Below are 18765 nucleotides of genomic sequence, written 5' to 3'. Positions count from 1 at the left end.
TGGTGTTTCTGGGCAGCGGGACAGGCCAATATATAGCCTTTCAGTATTAATCAGCAAAAAAACATAACATTGATTCTATTAAAAACTTGAAAACCCTAAAGTTGCCAACTAGATTTTCGCCTTGGCAATGTAAATGTCTGATTTTTCCTACGTCGTCTGGTCAGCAGCAACCAAGTAGCGAAGACACAACGGATGGAGTCTTCATTATGGCAGGGTTACTTGTTCGGGGCCCAATACGCCCGCAAAAAAGCTGCGCCGCCTCCTCAAAAAAACAGTGCCCCACCAAAAGGCCAGTCGCATCGAGCGTTTTCGAACTGCATTCTCGAAGGCGCAGGTCGTTTGTTTCTGCAACAACGCTCCTTTGGCAAATACCCTTCTCAAGGTTTGTGGATCAACGCCTGTTGCGGCCGCCTGCGTCCCCGTCGCCGTGGCGGGTAACGCTTCAGTCCGGACACGAACCTGAGCAGAATACCCATGAGGAAATAATCCAGTGAACAAACAGACTGCAAGAACACTCGTCGATGAGTTTCACCCGCCTTATAGAGTCATACAGGGGGCGAACATCAATCCCTACCAGGAAAGAGTTGTATGTGCCTATAGCGATAGTCCTGAAAATTGGCGAAAAGCAATTGGCAACGCCTTATGGTTCCAGTTCGGTGTCTATGATGACCCACGCTCTGCGCAGCCGGTCACACTTGATGAATCTGGTATTCGTTACTTCGAAAGGCAACTGAAACTGGCTGGCCTTGAACAAGGCGGCAACCAAGAAATCAAGCGTATTCTCGATGTTGGCTGTGGCTGGGGTTCGGTCCTGAAGTATCTGGCCGAATATTTTCCTGATTGCCCACATCTGGATGGCATCAATATCAGCGGGCGTCAGCTGGAGCACGCAGCAAAACTCCATATGGAGCACGGCCTGTCAGATCGTATTAACTTGTACCAGTGCAATGCCCAAGATATTGACTTGTTGCCCGCGGCAGATGAGCCCTATGATTTGGTAGTCATACGCGGGGTGATATCACACTTTCCTGATGATTTGTATAAAACAGTAATGGAAAAACTATGGCGGCGCGTCGCCACAGGTGGCACGATTGTTATTTCTGAAAATCTCTACAGTGGAGAGCTTGAAAGGTATACATCCGACATCCCTGATACCATTGACAGACTGGCCTGTAAATACCGGAAAACTCCTGAATATTTTTTAAGTGTAATAAAGCAAAGCGGATTTTCCACCCAGGACATGCGTGTCTTGCCGAGCAATGCCGACGCAATACGTTGGTTGCTTGCCATAAGGTCGAATATAGAAAGAAATTTTCCGAGCGGTGTCACCGGTGCGCTGGAAGAGTTACGTGTAATGTGCGAAAGCTTGGCGGTCGCGATAGTCAAGAATAAATTTTCTGTTTATAGCGCAATATTGAAGCGTTGCTGAGTTGTTGTATCAGTCATCCAGGAAAGTGTGATTGTCGTGAGGGATAAGTCCATGAGTGATTCATCTAATTTTGTGCATGCTCTAACCAATCTGCCAAAGCCTGGAGATAAAATATATCACCCTGATTTCAATTTGACGCTACAGCCTATGTGGCATCCGGATCACGAGGAGACGAACAGGCAGGTCGCGCTCACTGACAGCCCCTATATCCTGGCTCACTATGGTAGCCAGAAGGCAGTTGACCATTATTTATCCATGGAGATGACTGCCTATGGCGGCCTCGCCTATCCACACACTAAAAAGGACAGGATCTATAACTTGGAAAGAATGATGAGCATCACGACGCTCATTGATGACACCACTACAAATCCCGGAATACTCGCAGATCAACAGCGGCAGGCCGAGCTTCGCCAGCACTATTGCGATGCGATAGCAGGTATCAGGCCTCCTGAAGCGTTCCCAATTGCCCAGCTATTGTATGAGGGTTTGCTTCCCATCAAGCAGCAACTGTCTTCGACGCCACGAGTATGGAGGCGATTGGAAGAGTCATTGAACACCTTGATCGCCAGGCAAACCAACTCCCTGGCTTTGGAAATGGACACGCTGACCTTTGAGCGCTACCTGGAGCTACGGCGCGTGGATAATTATGGAGAGTGGGCTGCCATGATGACTGAATATGCGATTGATGTGGATATGACTGACACCTTGGCTGCCGATGAGTCGCTCGTTGCCGTAAGAACAGCTGCTATCGACTCGATCACGTTGGTGAACGATCCTTATTCGTTTCGAAAAGAAATACACATCGCCGATTCTGTCAACTCCGTCTGGCTGTTTATGCGCTTGGAAGGGATCACTCTCCAGCAAGCACTCGATAAATTAGCCGGCATCGTACTGGAAAATGAGAAGAAACTTATTGCCTCTCGCGACAAGGTCCTTGCCGGACCGCTCGGAGAGCGCAACGACGTACGTGAATACCTTACGGAACTGGAACATCTCTGCTCGGGAAATGCGGAGTTCCATGCGGTCAGCACGCGTTACCACGGAAGTGATTTCAAAGGTAAACGATTTATCTGCGGGGAAGTGACCATCAAACCATTGCCCTCTACCGATGAGATCGCCGCTGCGGATATTGCAGAAAAGCAGGCCGGCCGCATGAAGTGATTGTCACCAGGACTGCTATCAACCTCGAGGGTAGATGTCATGTACGCTCCGGATCACACCAACGAAACCGATCTCTCATCATTTCCTTATCCAGACGGCTGGTTTGTGATTGCCACCACTGATGAGCTCAAGCCTGGTGCAGTCATTACCAAACCTTTCATGGGGCGGGATGTTGTGCTCTATAGAACAAATTCTGGTGTCTTGTGCGCTGTTGGCCCCTATTGCCCTCATCTGGGTGCGCATCTCGGCGATGGCAAGGTAGAAGGCGAGGATATTGTTTGCCCTTATCATAAATTCGCCTTTGCGCCCGATGGTCGCTGCGTGCGTACTGGCTGCGGCGACAAGCCCCCACAAGCCCGGTTGGAGAACAGACACGTAAGGGATTGGAATGGCTTCATTGCTGTTTGGCAAAGTGCACACGGGCTGCCTCCGGAGTGGGAACTACCAGAGTTCGACTGGACGGGTTACGGCCCGGCGATAAAAGGCCTGCGTACCCACCCCGGCAGTCTTCAGAATGCGACCGAAAATGCCTTTGACACTGCTCACCAGCACACGCTGCATCGCTGGGAGAGCAACACCGTGTCGCAACAGCCGACAGCCAATGGCCATCGCATGGATATGCTTACTCGCTTAACCGCAAGAGGGCTTCCGGTCATCCTGGATTTCAAGTTGTACGGCCTCGGCTTGATGCGTGTGGAAATGAGCCTGAAGCGTGCCGACGTGCGCGCTACATTCCTGGTGGTGCCCGCCCAGATTGGTCCTTTGAAATGGACATATCGGGAAAGCATGAGGCTGCGTATCGCTTGGCTTGTGAAATGGCCGGCGTTTTTACAGAAACTTGTATACGGAGTGTTCTCTGTTGCTCTTTTCCATCTTTGGTATCTCCCACAGCTGAAACAAGACATGGATATCTGGGAAAAACGAAATTACCCCCTATACCCGAAGCCATCAGCTACCGATGCGCCGCTACTCACATATCGTCGTTGGGCGGCACAATTCTATCCGGTGGAAAAAAGTAAACGTTCCGCCAGCCCTGAAGCCGGAAGATTCGGAGCGGATATCTCTGATGCGAATATCCATTGCGGTAACCAACGCATCGGTAATTGAACCCTATGGCAGGTGATCGGGGCCGTGCAGGCGCTCCTTGATGAGCGCGCCCCGTATTGAGTCAGGGGCCGTTCATTGCTCCAGCCAATCGGCATAAAGACTCGGGAATTTCCGGCTGACCCAGTCGATAAACGCCTGCACTTGGGGGGCAAGATGCGAGCGGCTTGGATACAGCAGCGACACGGGGCGTGGCCGTGGCCTGAATGACTTGAGCACTTCGACCAGTGACCCATCGGCCAGACAGCTGTCCAGCGTGATGCCGGGCGCCTGCAGGATACCGAATCCCGCGACGCCGGATTGGACGTAGGCGTTGGACTCGTTGACGATGATGCCGCGTCGATTGACGTAGCTCCTTTCGGTTCCCTCCTGCAGGAAATGCCACGGTAGCGGTCGATGGTTTTGTCCGGAGAGAAAACTGACACCGCGGTGGGCACTCAAGTCATCCGGTGTCTGTGGGCTGCCAAACGCCTGCAGGTAGGAAGGTGCGGCACACGTCACCATGGTGGCCAAGCCTATGCGCCGCGCGATCAGGCTTGAATCCGGAAGTTCGCCGATACGCAGCACACAGTCCACGCCTTCGGCCACCAGGTCCACGGTTCTGTCGGTGACACCCAGGGTCATTTCGATATCCGGATGGCGGTGGGTGAACTCCTGCAAGCTGGCGATGAAGGCGGGCCGGGAAAAGGCGCTGGGAATGTCGACGCGCAACTTGCCGCGCATGGAGGCGCCGGTCAGATCGAACAGGGAGGTGGCGGCGGCGACATTGCCAAGGATGTCTTTCACCCGCTCGTAGAACTGCTCCCCCTCGGTGGTCAATCTCACTCGCCGCGTCGTGCGCTGGAAAAGCCTGACGCCCAGCGAGGCCTCCAGTTCCTGAATGGCCCTGGTGACCTGGGGCCGCCCCAACTGAATGGAATCCGCCGCTTTGGTGAAACTGCCCAGCTCGGCTACCCGGGCAAATACCTGCATTGACTGGAACAGTTCCATGGCGCCTCGGACGGGTTGTTTGTTGCCAATCATCATCTCCATCCGAAGATGATTGTTGCTCAATAGCATAACAGTCTTGTCATGGCCGACGCATTTATCGAGTCCGGTAGTGGGTAAACAATGGCGGCATTCCACCAGATCCCTGGTGTCCTTCGGAGAAACACAATGAAAGCCTGGCTTCTCAACGATTTCGGACTCGACAACCTGATCCTCGGCGAAACCCCCGCACCAGTACCCCAGGCCGGGGAGCTGTTGGTGAAGGTCGGTGCGGTTTCGCTGAACTTCCGTGACAAGGCAATCGTCGATGGCATCTACGAGCCGCACAAGGTGCCGAAACCGCTGATACCCGTGAGCGACGTAGCGGGCAGCGTCGTGGCGGTAGGCGAAGGCGTCGACCGATTCAAGATCGGCGACCGCGTCAACTCGCATCTCTATTCGCGGTGGCTGGACGGTGCGCCAGGCCCGGACGAACCCGACTATTGCTTCGGCTCGCCGCTGCCCGGTGGCCTTGCCGAGTACATGATCATCCATCAGGAAAGCGCCGTGCGCGCGCCTGACAACCTGTCTGACGAAGAGGCTTCGACACTGCCTATCGCGGCACTGACGGCCTGGTACTCGCTGGTGGATTTCGGGCAGATCAAGCCGGGTGAAAGCGTGCTCGTGCAGGGCACCGGGGGCGTCTCGATCTTCGCCGTGCAACTCGCCACGGCGCTGGGTGCCAAGGTCATCGTCACGTCGAGCCGCGATGAAAACCTGGAGGCCGTGAAGAAGCTCGGTGCGGTCGCGGGTGTGAACTACCGAACCCACGAAAAATGGGCGGAAGAAGTTCTGAAACTCACGGACGGCAAGGGCGTGGATCTGCTTCTGGATGTCGCCGGCGGCAATGGTCTCAACCAGTCGATCGCCGCAACGAAAGCCGCTGGCAAGATCGCCCAGATCGGCTTTCTGACCGGACAAACGACAGCGTTGAGCCTGATGCCCCTGATCTTCCGTCAGACGACTCTGCGGGGTATCGCCGTGGCTCCGCGCTCATCCTTTGATCGCATGAATGCGTTCCTCGAGAAAAACCGGATTCGTCCTGTCATTGACCATGTCTATTCATTCGAAGAGGCACGCCAGGCCTATGAGCACCTGGGCAAGGGCGCATTCGGCAAGGTGGTCATCAAGGTTTCGTAGCGAAAAACAATAGCAGGGTGCTGGTAATGCCCGAGGGCGTGAAATGATCACGCGCCTCGGTCAAGCCAGAGGGGCGTCAGGAAGAGGCCCATCGGCAAGCAGCTGAAGATGCTCACTCCCCTAGTTCAAAACGATCTTAGGCGCTCTTATATGTGGAGTATAATTATATGTGCCGACATCTCGCCAAGTGTTTTGAGATCAAGCGGTCAGGCTATTTCTTTATTCTCTGATCATCACATTTTGCATGAGTATTTTGGCTGACTCCTGTTTTTCAGGAGTCGAAATGCTTTCGGATATTCAGCTACGTCATCTTGTTGAGTCTTCTTTCCTCCCTCTTTCCTCCCTCTTTCTTGCCGATGCCAGATCGACTCTTCCCGGTCTCTGACCGTGAGAATAGTCGACCCTGATTCCGGTCGGATTGAGTTGTTGGTCAGTGTGGGGTTCGTGGCTGAGCTCATTGGTGTGAGAGAAATCGGAAAGCTGGTTGAGGAAATCAAGGAAGATTTGAGATTGACTCACGAGCGGGCTGATCTTTGCCCTGAATATATAAAGTCTAACGGTACTGATTCTGTATGAGCGATGAGCAACGACAGCAGGCGATGGCAAATTGGCGAAGGTTATTGACACAACCCCGAGCTCTTATGAATGCCGAAGAGCGTTATGACGCATTACTACGAGCGGCCGACGCGATGGAACTTGCGCAGCTCATTAGCAGCGATGAGTGGCGTAGATTGATACAGGAGGCCGGAGCGGCGTTCAGAGAGGGGTAGGATGGATTCGAGTTCGGGTAAACAGGCCGAACTGGCATGTTGCAGTATAGAACCGCAGGGACCGTGCTCACTCATGCCTGTGCTGGGGCAGGTAGGGCAGCAGACGATCGGTTTCCTGCCTGACCACCGCATAGCATTCGCAACTCAGTTGCTCGAGCTTGGGACGATCGATCACCTTGATGTGCCCACGGCTGTATTCAATGACTCCCTGGCGCTGCAATTTGCCGGCGGCCTCGGTGACACCTTCGCGACGCACGCCCAGCATGTTGGCGATCAACTCCTGGGTCATGGTCAGTGTGTTACCGGGCAGGCGGTCCAACGACAGCAATAACCAGCGGCAGAGCTGTTGATCGATCGAATGATGTCGGTTACACACAGCGGTCTGGGCCATCTGGGTAATCAGCGACTGGGTGTAGCGCAGCATCAGCAACAGCAACTCGCCGTGACGATTGAATTCGTCCTTGAGTCGCTGTCCGGGAAGACGAAACGCGTTTCCGGCACTTTGCACAACGGCCCGGCTTGGTGTGCTTTCACCGCCCATGAAGACGGCAACACCGACCAGGCCTTCATTGCCCACCACCGAGATTTCCGCCGAAGCGCCGCTTTCCATGACGTAGAGCAGCGAAACGATGCTGTCGATGGGGAAATAGACGTGACGCAAGGTGTCTCCCGACTCATAGAGCACCTCTCCGAGAGGGAGATGCACCGGCTCAAGATCGGGTACAAGGCGATTCTGGACGGCCTCGGAGAGCGCTGCCAGCAGAAGGTTATGTTGTGGCTTGGGTACAACGACCATTTAAAAAGCCACCATCGACTGAATGAACCAACGTCCGACGAGCATAGTTTAGAAAGGCTCGTTCCGTACGTGATCGCTCAGAACGGGCCGCTCAACTCGCGGGGGAACATACACTGCGGGACTGCAAAACTGGACCAGGACCTGGTGTTCGCCACCGTCGTCCTGCAACGCCAGCCTGGCATCGGCCTGTGTTTGGCCGTTGAGGCTGAGGCTGCTTGCCCCGGTGTCCTGCCTGCGGACCTCAATGTGGTAGAGCGTCGTGCCGAACCGGTACTGCAAGGTGTAGCCGGGCCATGCCGACGGCAGTACAGGCTCGATACGCAATTGCTGGCTTGTGCGCACCAGTCCCAGCAGTGACTCGACGATCAGCCGGTACATCCAGCCCGCCGCACCAGTATACCAGCTCCATCCACCTCGACCGACATGGGGGGCGGTGCCATAGACATCAGCGGCCATCACATAGGGTTCGACCTTGTAGGTGTTGATTTGAGCGGCGCTTCGGCGGTTGACCGGGTTGATCATGCCCAGCAACTCCCAGGCCTTGCCGGCGTCTCCCAGGCGTGCAAAGGCCATGCTAGCCCACACCGCAGCGTGCGTGTATTGGCCGCCGTTCTCGCGGATCCCGGGAACGTAGCCCTTGATGTATCCGGGGTCGAGCCCGCCCTTGTCGAAGGGAGGGTCCAGCAACAGCACCACCCCCGTGTCACGTTTGACCAGATAGTGGTTGAGGGCGGCCATCGCCGCGTGTTGCCGAGACGTGTCGGTGGCACCGCAGAGCACCGACCAGCTTTGGGCGATGGAGTCGATCCGGCATTCGTCATTGCTGCTCGAACCCAGGACCTGGCCATCGTCGAAGTACGCGCGACGGTACCAGGCGCCATCCCAGCCCTGACTGTCCAGGTTCGCCGCGAGAATGGCCGCATGCTCCCGGCAACGACGGGAAAAATCGGCATCCTCGTGGATCCGTGCCGTCTCGGCAAATTGCTGCAGCACCTCGCAACAGAAGAACCCCAGCCAGACACTTTCCCCCAAGCCTTTTTCCCCGACACGATTGAGGCCGTCGTTCCAGTCGCCTGTGCCGATCAGGGGCAGGCCGTGAGCGCCACGTCCGAGGCTCTTTTCGATGGCTTGCACACAGTGCTGGTAGAGGCTCCCCCTGAGTGGAGAGCTGCCTGGCAAATCGTAGTAGGACTCTTCACCAGGATTCAGTGCCCGGCCTTCGAGGTAGCCGATGCTCTCATCAAGCACACCGTTGTCCCCGGTGATCAGGACATAACGACTGGTTGCCAGTGCCAGCCACAGGAAATCGTCGGAGCAGGCCGTGCGTACCCCGCGATTGTGCGGTGGGTGCCACCAGTGCTGAACATCGCCTTCGGGGTATTGATGAGCGGCGCAGAGCAGCAGATGCCGGCGTGCCGCCGCCGGGTCCGCATGGATCATCGCCATACTGTCCTGCAACTGGTCGCGAAAGCCGATGGCGCCGCCGGACTGGTAGTAACCACTGCGTGCCTGAAACCGGCAGGCGATCACTTGGTACATCAGCCACCCGTTGACCAGGACATCGATGCCCGGATCCGGTGTCTGGATCTGGATGACCTCCAGGGTCTTGCGCCAATGCGTGATCACGGCGTCCAGTTCGTTGACCGCAGCCCTCAGGCCACGGTACTTCTGCACCAGTCGGGAGGCCGACTTTTCGTCCTGTTCGGCTCCCAGGCGGAAGACCACCTCCTGGGTTTCCCCGTCCGCCAACGCCAACCCTGCCTGAATCGCCCCGCAGGGATCAAAACCACCGCCACAGCGTCCGGACAGGCGCGCCCGTTTCAAGCCGGCAGGTGCGCTCAGTGTGCCGTTGCGTCCAATAAACTCCGCGCGGTCGGCAGTAAAACTGCTCTGTGGCGAATCGCAGTCAAGAAACGCCACTCGACTGGAAAAATCGATGGAATAAGCGTTGCGGGCAAGAAGGGCACCGCTGAAAGGATCCATTTCGGTCGCTACGTGCATCGCCGACTTGCTGCGCAGGTCCCCGAGCACCCATTCCACGTAACACGTCGCCGATATCCTGCGTGGCCGGCCACTGGTGTTGCGAATTTTCAGTCGCGAGAACTTTATCGGTGCATCCAGCGCCACATAGACCCACAACTCGGAGCAGATGCCGTCTTCCTCGTGTTCGAAAACGCTGTAGCCAAAGCCGTGCCGGGTGCGATAAGCGCCTCGGCCGGGGCAGGGCAGTGACGTCGCCGACCAGAAGTGCCCGGTTTCTTCGTCGCGCAGGTAGAGGGCTTCGCCGCTGGCGTCGGTGACCGGGTCGTTGTTCCAGGGAGTCAGGCGATATTCGTGGGCGTTTTCGCTCCAGGTGTAGGCGCTGCCACTTTCGGAGATCACCGTGCCGAACTGACTGTTGGCCAACACGTTGGCCCAGGGGGCGGGTGTCGGTTTGCCGGGCAGCAACGTCATCACGTACTCATTTCCTTCGGGGGAGAACCCGCCGTAGGGCGTGCCCAGGATCAACGAATCGTCTGTCGGATCCGCCTCGGCTGAAGGTGGGGGCGCGATCCGTGGCAGCCGAGGCTCGAGTTGAGGCAGCAGGGGATCTGCGTGGCGGCGCTGGACCTGTTCGACCAGGCTGCCCTTGTCGTCGTTCAGCACCAGCCGGGCAACCGAGAGCATCAAGGTGCGGTCTTCGCTGGACAACTGTTGAGCCGGTCGCACGAAAACTCCCCCAGGGCGATCAACCAGGCTCGCTTCGCTGCCGGAGGTCACCAGCCCCATGATCAGGTCCTGCAGTTGCTGACGGTACCCCACCTGGTCTTCATTCCATATCACCAAGTCTACTGCCAGGCCTTTCTGCCGCCAATAGGCGTGCGCCTTGATCAACTGGTGTACCAGCTCGATGTTGGCCAATTCCGAGATCTGCAGCAGGACAATCGGCAGGTCGCCGGAAATGGCTTGCCCCCACAGCCCGGACTGACTCCGGCGATTGGCGAGCAGTACCGTGCTTTGCGCCCGCAACGAAGGGCTGGCGTAAATGACCGACGCGGCCATCTGCTCGAACAGGCGAGCATCGGCAAGGGTGGCATTCAACTGTCGCAACAGCACCTGGCTGTGGGTCCAGGCCAGGTCAAAGACCCGATCCGCCAGGTGCCGGTCACGGTATTTGTTGATCAACTGCACACAGTGCTCGCGGCTGTCGGCCACCCCGGTCACCAGATCGATGGTTGCGGTCTGGCCCGGTTCCAGGCTGATGCGACAGCGAATGGCGACGATGGGATCGAGCACCGATCCGGCCGTGCCGGAAAGCTGCGGCACCGCGGGCTCCATGACCGCGGGCCGAACCACCGACCGGCCTCGGCCGATAAAGCGGGCACGGTCGGTTTCGTAGGAAATCTCATCGATGCCCGCGCCATGGGCTGCCAGCAGATGGCACATCCAGGGGGTGGATTCCTGGGTGGAGCGTGGGCGGCGCGTACACAGGATGGCCTGTAGCGGTTGCAACAGTTCTGTCTGCACGAACAGGTTGCTGAAGGCCGGATGCACGGCATCACTGATGGCGGGTGCCAGCACCACCTCGGCATAGCTGGTGAGCTCGATGCTGCGACGTACCCGTGCACGGTTGGTGATGTGCAGTCGCCGCAACTCGATATCGTCCTCGGGTGACACGACGATTTCGGTATGGCTGTCGAAGTCCTGCTCACGCACCCTGAATTCGGCGCGGGCATCGGTGAAAATCGCTTCCTGGCTCTGTGTCCTGCTCAGGCTCGGCTGATGGGCCGCCGACCAGAACACGTTATTCTCGACATTGCGCAGGTAACAGAACATCCCCCAGTTGTCACAGGTCACATCCTCGTGCCAACGGGTAATGGACAGCTCGTTGCATCGGCTGTAACCGCCGCCGCCACTGCTGACCATCACATGGTAGCGGCCGTTGGACAGCAACTGCACGGCTGGGCGCTTGCGATCGAGGTCGGTGAAGACCCGCAGCTTGGTTTCATTGATGCGTGCCGCTTCATCGGCCGCCGGCGCATTGGAAGCGTGCAGGTACTGGGCGGCGGTTTTCGGTACCCGTTCCTGAAGGAGCAGGGCCGTGGCCTGGAACTGTGGATCGGATTCAAAGCGGCGCTGCATGGGTCTATCGAGCAACACACTGGTCAAGGCCAGCAGGCTCATGCCCTGATGGTGGGCCATGAAGGACTGGACGATAGCAAAGTCCTGTCCGCGTGGCAGGCGTGCTTCGGTGAAGTCGACCGCCTCATGCAGGCCAAAGCGTCCGGTCAGGCCCAGTTCGGTGAGCCGTTGCAGGTTCCGGCAGGCCGCGATGGGGTCGACCATCAACGCCAGCACCGTGGCATAGGGGGCAACCACCGAATCTTCACCCAGGCCGCGCTTGAGGCCCAGTCCCGGCACCCCGAAGGCCCGGTACTGGTAGTTGAAATGAGCGTCGAGCGTGTTGTAGCCCGACTCGGATACGCCCCAGGGAATGCCCTGGTGATGGCCGTGCTGGATCTGCAAGGCCACCGCTGCACGGCAGGTCTGGTCGAGTAGCGTGCCCTCATAATTGGGCATCACCAGCATGGGCATCAAATACTCGAACATCGACCCGGACCAGGACAGGAGCACGGGTACGCCACCGTTGCTGGTGAGCAGGCGACCCAGGGTAAACCAGCCTTCTTGTGGGATCTGCCCTTGGGCGATGGCAACGAAATTGGTCAGCCGTACTTCCGAGGCCAGCAAGTCGTAATAACCCGTATCGAGCCTGTGTTCATCGACGTTGTAGCCGATGACGAACAGATCACGGCGCGTGTCGTAGAGGAAACGGAAGTCCATGTCCGCCATCTGCGCGGCGCTCTCGGCCAGCCGTGTCAACGTGGCGATACGTGCCGCCGCCAGAGAGCGTACCGCGCCGACCTGATTGCGCTGTTCGGGTAGCCACCGCGTCACGTCGAGTTGGGCCAGTTCGTCCAGGCTGTTCTTCGCCAGGCAGTCATTTGCCTGGGTGTCGGGAAGCTCGAAGCGCCGACTCTCGGCGAGCAGGTCCACGCATTGGGCGAGCGTCGCCTCATACCAGAACTCGCACTCATCGGTGGTCACCGAGCGCGGTGTGGCAACCACCTCGATGATCTGTTCCAGCGTTTCCTGCAGCAGGCTGCGTAACTGCTCTGGATGGGCCGTCGCCCGCGCCATGGTCAACAGGGTGTGTTCCCTCAGGGTGTTGACCGAAGGATCATCGAGTCCGGCGTTGACCAGGGTGTCTTGCAGTACCTCCAGGGTATCGTTCAGGCCATTGAACAGCCGCTGGTGAAGCAGCGGCGCACCGAGCAGTTCCAATAACCCCGGGCGTAGCGTCAGCAGCAGTGCTGCCAGGTTGCCGCTATCGACGGTCGAGACGTACAGCGCTGGCAGGGGCTTCAATGTCTGGGTGTCGTACCAGTTGTAGAAGTGCCGCTGATAACGCTCCAGGCCGCTCATGGTGGTCAGTGACTGCTCCAGCCGCTCAAGCAGTCGGGTGCAGCTCAGGTAGCCGAAGTCGTGGGCCGCCAGATGGGACAGCAACGCCATGCCCATGTTCGTTGGTGAGGTGCGGTGGGCAATGAGAAAACGTGGCGCCTCCTGAATGTTGTCAGGTGGCAGCCAGTTGTCCGCCGGACCGACGTATTGATCGAAGAACGCCCAGGTTCTGCGGGCCAAAGCACGTAGCAGGCGCAACTGCTGATGCGAAGGTTGCAGCTGTGCACGGGACGACGGGCGGCTGATCCACCAGGCCACGGCCGGACCTGCTAGCCAGGCGAGGATAAAGGGCGCCGCCAGGGCGAGTGTCGTCGGCGTCATCAGCAAGAAGACCAGGAGTCCGATCGCGAACACCGGCGCAATCCACATTTCCCGATAAAGATCCTGCAAGCGGTTTTGACCGTTGCGCTCGACCTCGCGGGATGGCTGCCATTGCAACAGCCTGCGTTGGCTGACGGTCATGCGCCATAGGGTGCGCGCCACGGCATCCAGGCTGTAGAAAGCCTCGAAGGGCAGCCAGAGCAGGGGTAGCAGGGCTCGGGTCAGATGTTGGCCGCAGAGCCTCATGGCCGCTATCAGATGCTGTTCCACTGGCACATCGACGGTTTTATTGATCAGCTCTCGCAGCGAACTCGACAGCGGTTGAATCAGAACAAGCATCAACAGGGCCAGTGTCCAGGACAGCGGTTGAGTCGAGCCGGACCAGCCCCATAGCAGCAGGGTGAGTAAGGCGGCCGGCTCCAGGCTGCGCCGCAGGTTGTCAAAGATCTTCCAGCGCGCTACCGCACACAGGCGATTGCGCTCGTTCCCACCGGGGGCCTTCGGGGTCCAGGGCATCAGCCAGGGCAACAATTGCCAGTCGCCGCGAATCCAGCGATGGCGGCGTTTGACGTCGGCGGTGTAACGGGCCGGGTACTCCTCGAACAGTTGCACATCACTGAGCAATCCCGAGCGGGCATAACACCCCTCGATCAAGTCGTGGCTGAGGATATGGTTATCCGGGAAGCGATCCTGCAGCGCATGCTCGAAAGCATCGACGGCATAGATGCCTTTGCCGATGAATGAACCGTGCAGAAAGAGGTCCTGATAGACGTCTGAAACCGCACGGGTATAGGGATCGACCCCGGCTTCGCTGCCGAACAGGCGGGCATAGGGGGAACGGGCGGTACTCGGCAGGCTGATGCCGACCCGAGGCTGGAGAATCGCATAACCACTGACAATGTGTCCGTCCCGCGAGTCGAACCGCGGATGGTTCAGCGGATGCTCCATCGCACCGACGCATTGGCGGGCGACATCACGAGGCAGCTGGGTGTCGGTATCGAGCGTGATCACGTAGCGTACCGATTGCAGGACCTGGATATCACCGACGATCAGGGAAAACCGGTCACGACCATGGCCGCGCAGCAAAGCATTGAGTTCCGCGAGTTTGCCGCGCTTGCGCTCGTGTCCCATCCAGACCTGATCGACGCTGTTCCAGCGCCTGGGGCGGTGGAGCAGAAAGAACCTGTCTTCATCGGGATGCGGGTATTTGCGGTTCAGCGCCTCGATCAAGCCCTGGGCCTGGTCGAGGAGCGCATCGTCCTGGGGGGTTGTCTGCGTCGTGCAATCCATGAAGTCTGTCAGCAGCGCAAAATGCAGATGGGCGTCGCGGTTGGCCAGGAAGCGCACCTCCAGGTTGTCCACCAGTTCGTCGATATCGCCGGCGCTGGCTATCAGGGTGGGAATGACCACCAACGTACGTGCCCGTGCAGGAATACCTGTGCTGTAGTCCAGCCGGGGCAGAACGCTGGGGCGCAAGGTGAGTGTGATCCAGGCGTTGACCAGGTCGATTGCCAGTCGACTGCAGATCAGCAGGACGGGCAGGGCCAGCAACGCCAATGCGTAACCGGGCAGGTGATCGCGATACAGCTCCGTGAAGAACGGCCAGGCCAACAGTGCGCTCACCGCAGCGACCGGTCCGAGGAAAAAGGTCAGCGGTGCACTGAGCAGCCATCGTTGGCAGCGCACGCTCCAAGGCATGCTGGCGCCGATGTGCCGCTCCAGAGTCTCGAGCCCCGGCCCGACCAGGTAGTACCCCACATGGCCGGCGACGTCATCCTGAAGCGGCGGCAAGGCACGTTCGCGGGTCAGGGCGATGGCCGCCTGGGCAATACTTTCCTGTGTCTGGTCAGCCCTTTTGGCCAGGCGTTCGATGACATGCCGGTAGTGGTCGCGGGTCGGGAAATCCATTTGCGGATACACACCGCAAGGGTCAGTGAGCAGGTGCTGCTCCACATGACTCAGGCTTTCGACGAATGCCTTCCAATCGGTCGCGGCGAGCAATCGCAAGCTGGTGATGCTGTTGCTGATCGACACCTGGTCCGCTGCCTGTTGCTGGGCATCGACCTGCACCTGGCGCTCAATGTTAAGTCCCGACTCGCCGAGCATCTGCTCGATCCAGGCCAATGGCAGGATCAGCGCAGCGTTCTGCCCCTGTAGGCGGCGTGCCAGTTCGGCAACGAAGGGAGACGTCATGGGCGGGGCGGAACGGGCCATGTCCGCCACGGTCAGCACGACACTCTTGGCATCGCGCTCGGCAGTCTCGATCAGGTGATCGGCCCAGTCATTGGCCAGGTTGCGGTCCACCCAGTTGGCCATCAGCCGTGAAGCCACCCGTCGCAGGTTTTCGATCAGTGCCAGGCGCAGCATGATCGGGATGGCCCAGAGTTCGCCGAGGGTCAGGGGGGTGACCTGCTGATAACAGCCGACGAACCGGCTCAGGCTCTCGGCATCGACACGCCCGTCGCCGTGGGAGATGGTTTCCAGGGCGATATCGTAGACCCGTGGCAGGCCGGCCGACGGGCCCGCGGCCAGGCACGGCAGCTCGCGGCTGTAACCGCGCGGCAGGTGAGTCTTGGTGGTGCGTATCTGCTCTTCCACCAGGTAGTAATTGTCCAGCAACCATTCTGCCGCCGGTGTGGCTCTGCGAGTGGATGCGGGGGCCGTGGTGAGTGCTCGGCAACTGCTGGCCAGGGTGGCTTCGTTGTCGGCCAGTCGAGCGAGCAGGGCGTCTTTCGATGAACGCCGGTTGAGATGGTGTTGTTGGGCGAGCAGGGTGCCATGACTGGCCATCTGTTCGGCGCTGAACAGCTCCGAGCGCAACAGTGGCTCGTAGGCGAAGGTACGGCGGGACTCGATCCAGTGTTGCAGGCGAACGGCAGGGAAGCGCCACAACTGAAGCAGTCGCATGGGCCAATGACTGTCCATGATTTCCTTGGCATGACATGCCCTAGACAAATGCTGATTAGCCAAGGGCAGGCAGGCATCGCCGGCCATGGGGTGGTCAGGCGAAAGCTCTCAATGATGGGCTTGGGCGCAGGCTTCAAGTGTCGTCGTTGAGGCAGGCGGATGTCTGTGCGCTAGCGAACATAAGAGCTCAGCGTCCGCAGGGCCGTCAGGACGATTCAGAGGCCGAATTAACGCTCGACGGCCATGAGCGCTCGCCGGAACATCGCCACCAGTGGCTTGGGGTCGTCCTTGCGCCAGATGGCATGGACCCTGACCTGTGACGGGTACCAGGGCAGTTCGCGAAAGATGACGCTGTCGACCAGGCAATCCCTGAGACTCGCCTGGACAAAGGTAATGCCCAACCCCGAGGCCACCAGCCGCAAGGCGGCCAGCAGGTCATCGGCTTCGACCTGGATGTCGGGCAAGAAACCGCACGCCGAGCAGTTCTCGAGAAAACGCTGGCGGGCCGCCGGGTTTTTCGCGCCGGCCAAGGCCACCCAGCGCTGGCCGTTCAAGTTCTGGGGGGCGAGGTTCGCTTGCGCGGCCAACGGGTGTCGTTTGCCCAGGGCCAGCAACAAGGCTTCGGTCGAGATCGCCATCGACGCTATGTCCGTGCGCTCAGGCACTGAATACACCAATCCGAAATCGAGGGTTCGGCCCAGCAGGGCCTCGACCTGCTCCGCGGAGCTCAGGGGATGGAGTTCGAAGGTGGCGCCAGGATGGCCTGATTGCAGGCCGGCCAGGGCCCGCGGCAATACACTGGAGTGCATGGCGGCCTCGACATAGCCCACGGCGATATGGCCGGTCTGGCCAAGGGCAATTCTGCGTGCCGTCGCTTCGACTTCAGAGGCATGGGCGACCAGGCTGTAGGCCTCTTGCAGGAAAAGCCGTCCTTCGTCGGTCAGGCGCATTCGCTGGCGCGTGCGTTCGAACAATTTCAGGCCCAACTGTGCTTCCAACTGCATGATTTGCCGACTCAACGGCGACTGCGAGATATGCAGGTGACTGGCGGCCTGCCCGACATTTTCGGTTTCCGCGACAGCGATAAAGGCAGTCAGTAAACGAATATCCAGGGTCATGTAAATCTTGTCTCAAGTCATGCAGAACGCGTCTTGGACCAGAGTAATGTTTTTTGCAACTATCGGTGAGCGATTTAAACCACCGACATCTTGAAGGAAACAGACATGCAGTTCATCACGCTGTCACGCCGTGTCTCGGAACGTTTTTCCGATGCGGACTTCGCCCCTCATCTCGAGGCCGAAGCACAGCAGGCCCGGGCGCTGTATCTGGAGGGTTTCATCCGCACCATCTGGCACCGTGGCGATATGGGCGGCGCTTGCCTGTTGGTGGAAGCCGAGAACGAAGCCGCCGTTCGGGAAAAGCTGGCAACCCTGCCGCTGGTCAATTCCGGGATGCTGGAAGTCATGTCGGTCGTACCGTTGAAGCCCTACGCGGGATTTGGCCCGAGAACCCGGTAACCGCTCTTCGCCCGATAATAGTTCGTACCAAGCCCGAGGAGGCACTCGATGCAATTCGTCAAACTAGGTAAGACAGGACTGGATGTATCGCGCATTTGTCTTGGCTGCATGACCTTCGGCGATGCCGGGTCTGGCACCCATTCCTGGACACTGGACGAAGGGGCGAGCCGGCCCATCTTCAAACATGCCGTGGACCGGGGCATCAACTTCTTCGATACGGCAAACAGCTACTCGGCGGGAACCTCGGAAATCATCGTCGGCAAGCTGCTCAAGGCGTTCACCCGCCGCGATGAAACCGTTGTCGCGACCAAGGTGTTCTACCCGCCCAACATGGGCCAGGGCTCGGACAGACCCAACGACAAGGGCCTTTCCCGCAAGGCGATCCTGTCGAGTATTGACGCGAGCCTGACCCGCCTGGGGCTGGACTACGTGGATCTCTATCAGATCCATCGCTGGGATTACACCACGCCGATCGAAGAGACCATGGAGGCGCTGCACGATGTGGTGAAAGCCGGCAAGGCCCGCTACATCGGCGCCTCGTCAATGTTCGCCTGGCAGTTCGCCAAGGCCCAGGAGGTTGCCAGGCGCAACAACTGGAGCCGGTTCGTGTCCATGCAGAACTATCTCAACCTGATTTATCGGGAAGAGGAGCGGGAAATGATCCCGCTCTGCATGGATCAGGGGATTGCCCTGATGCCCTGGAGCCCGCTGGCACGAGGGCGACTGACCCGGCCTCATGGGCAAGAGACCGAACGGAGCAGGACCGACGTCTTTGGCAAGTCAGTGCTGGACAAGACCGACCTGGTCGACGGCAAAGTCATCGGCGTCGTGCAGGAGATTGCCCGGGAGCGCGGGGTGTCGATGGCCCAGATCGCCATGGCCTGGGTACTGGGCCATCGCGGGGCACCCACCCCCATCGTGGGCGCGTCGAAGGCCGCCCAGATCGACGATGCGGTGGCGGCGCTCGATATCGTGCTGTCGCAAGAGGAGAGGGCGCGAATGGAGCACTTCTACGTTCCTCATGCGGTGACCGGGTTCGTTTGAGAAAACGATAGCGTCCTTGCACGGCACTCCGGCGCTCATGCCCCCTGA

At 58.8% G+C, this 18765-nt stretch carries 10 protein-coding genes and 1 pseudogene; 7 read left to right on the top strand and 4 right to left on the bottom strand.

Annotated features, from left to right (window positions below):
* The first annotated feature begins 490 nt into the window (after positions 1-490).
* The 3 genes from HX881_RS03590 to HX881_RS03580 are packed head-to-tail and all read left to right on the top strand — an operon-like array spanning position 491 to position 3697.
* Positions 491-1429, top strand: coding sequence for an SAM-dependent methyltransferase (locus HX881_RS03590; protein WP_177082825.1), 939 nt, complete (start codon positions 491-493; stop codon positions 1427-1429).
* 51 nt (positions 1430-1480) lie between these two features.
* Positions 1481-2590, top strand: a complete 1110-nt coding sequence (locus HX881_RS03585) for a terpene synthase family protein (protein ID WP_177082823.1) — start codon at positions 1481-1483, stop codon at positions 2588-2590.
* Positions 2591-2629: 39 nt separating this feature from the next.
* Positions 2630-3697, top strand: a complete 1068-nt coding sequence (locus HX881_RS03580; RefSeq protein WP_177082821.1) for a Rieske 2Fe-2S domain-containing protein — start codon at positions 2630-2632, stop codon at positions 3695-3697.
* A 72-nt stretch (positions 3698-3769) separates the two neighbouring features.
* Here the strand turns inward: HX881_RS03580 and HX881_RS03575 are convergent, their stop codons facing one another.
* Entirely contained in the window at positions 3770-4684 is a 915-nt protein-coding gene (locus HX881_RS03575) for a LysR family transcriptional regulator (protein WP_177082819.1), read from the bottom strand.
* 165 nt (positions 4685-4849) lie between these two features.
* Between HX881_RS03575 and HX881_RS03570 the strand changes: the two genes are divergently transcribed.
* Positions 4850-5860: a zinc-dependent alcohol dehydrogenase family protein gene (locus HX881_RS03570; RefSeq protein ID WP_177082816.1), complete on the top strand. Its 1011-nt coding sequence runs from the start codon at positions 4850-4852 to the stop codon at positions 5858-5860.
* A gap of 348 nt (positions 5861-6208) precedes the next feature.
* Positions 6209-6436 (top strand): annotated as a pseudogene (locus HX881_RS33105) (DUF1652 domain-containing protein); the annotation flags it as partial.
* Positions 6437-6697: 261 nt separating this feature from the next.
* On the opposite strand, the gene HX881_RS03560 reads toward HX881_RS33105, so the two are convergent.
* The 3 genes from HX881_RS03560 to HX881_RS03550 all read right to left on the bottom strand — a co-directional run bounded on the left by HX881_RS03560 (position 6698) and on the right by HX881_RS03550 (position 17274).
* Positions 6698-7426: a Crp/Fnr family transcriptional regulator gene (locus HX881_RS03560; RefSeq protein WP_177082814.1), complete on the bottom strand. Its 729-nt coding sequence runs from the start codon at positions 7424-7426 to the stop codon at positions 6698-6700.
* Positions 7427-7474: 48 nt separating this feature from the next.
* A complete protein-coding gene (locus tag HX881_RS03555) occupies positions 7475-16174 on the bottom strand; it encodes a glycoside hydrolase family 94 protein (protein ID WP_177082812.1) in 8700 nt (2899 codons plus the stop codon).
* 209 nt (positions 16175-16383) lie between these two features.
* Positions 16384-17274 carry a LysR family transcriptional regulator gene (locus HX881_RS03550; protein WP_177082810.1) on the bottom strand — a complete coding sequence of 297 codons (891 nt, stop codon included), beginning with the start codon at positions 17272-17274 and terminating at the stop codon, positions 16384-16386.
* Between the two features lie 105 nt (positions 17275-17379).
* Between HX881_RS03550 and HX881_RS03545 the strand changes: the two genes are divergently transcribed.
* Together HX881_RS03545 and HX881_RS03540 are read left to right on the top strand one after the other, a co-directional pair.
* Positions 17380-17673, top strand: a complete 294-nt coding sequence (locus tag HX881_RS03545) for a hypothetical protein (protein WP_177082808.1) — start codon at positions 17380-17382, stop codon at positions 17671-17673.
* 48 nt (positions 17674-17721) lie between these two features.
* Positions 17722-18717, top strand: coding sequence for an aldo/keto reductase (locus tag HX881_RS03540; protein ID WP_177082806.1), 996 nt, complete (start codon positions 17722-17724; stop codon positions 18715-18717).
* The last annotated feature ends 48 nt before the right edge of the window (positions 18718-18765 follow it).

Source organism: Pseudomonas gingeri (genome assembly GCF_013386115.1).
Taxonomy (GTDB): Bacteria; Pseudomonadota; Gammaproteobacteria; order Pseudomonadales; family Pseudomonadaceae; genus Aquipseudomonas; species Aquipseudomonas gingeri.
The sequence above is the reverse complement of the archived record's forward strand: the minus strand, read 5'-3'. Positions and strand labels throughout refer to the sequence as shown.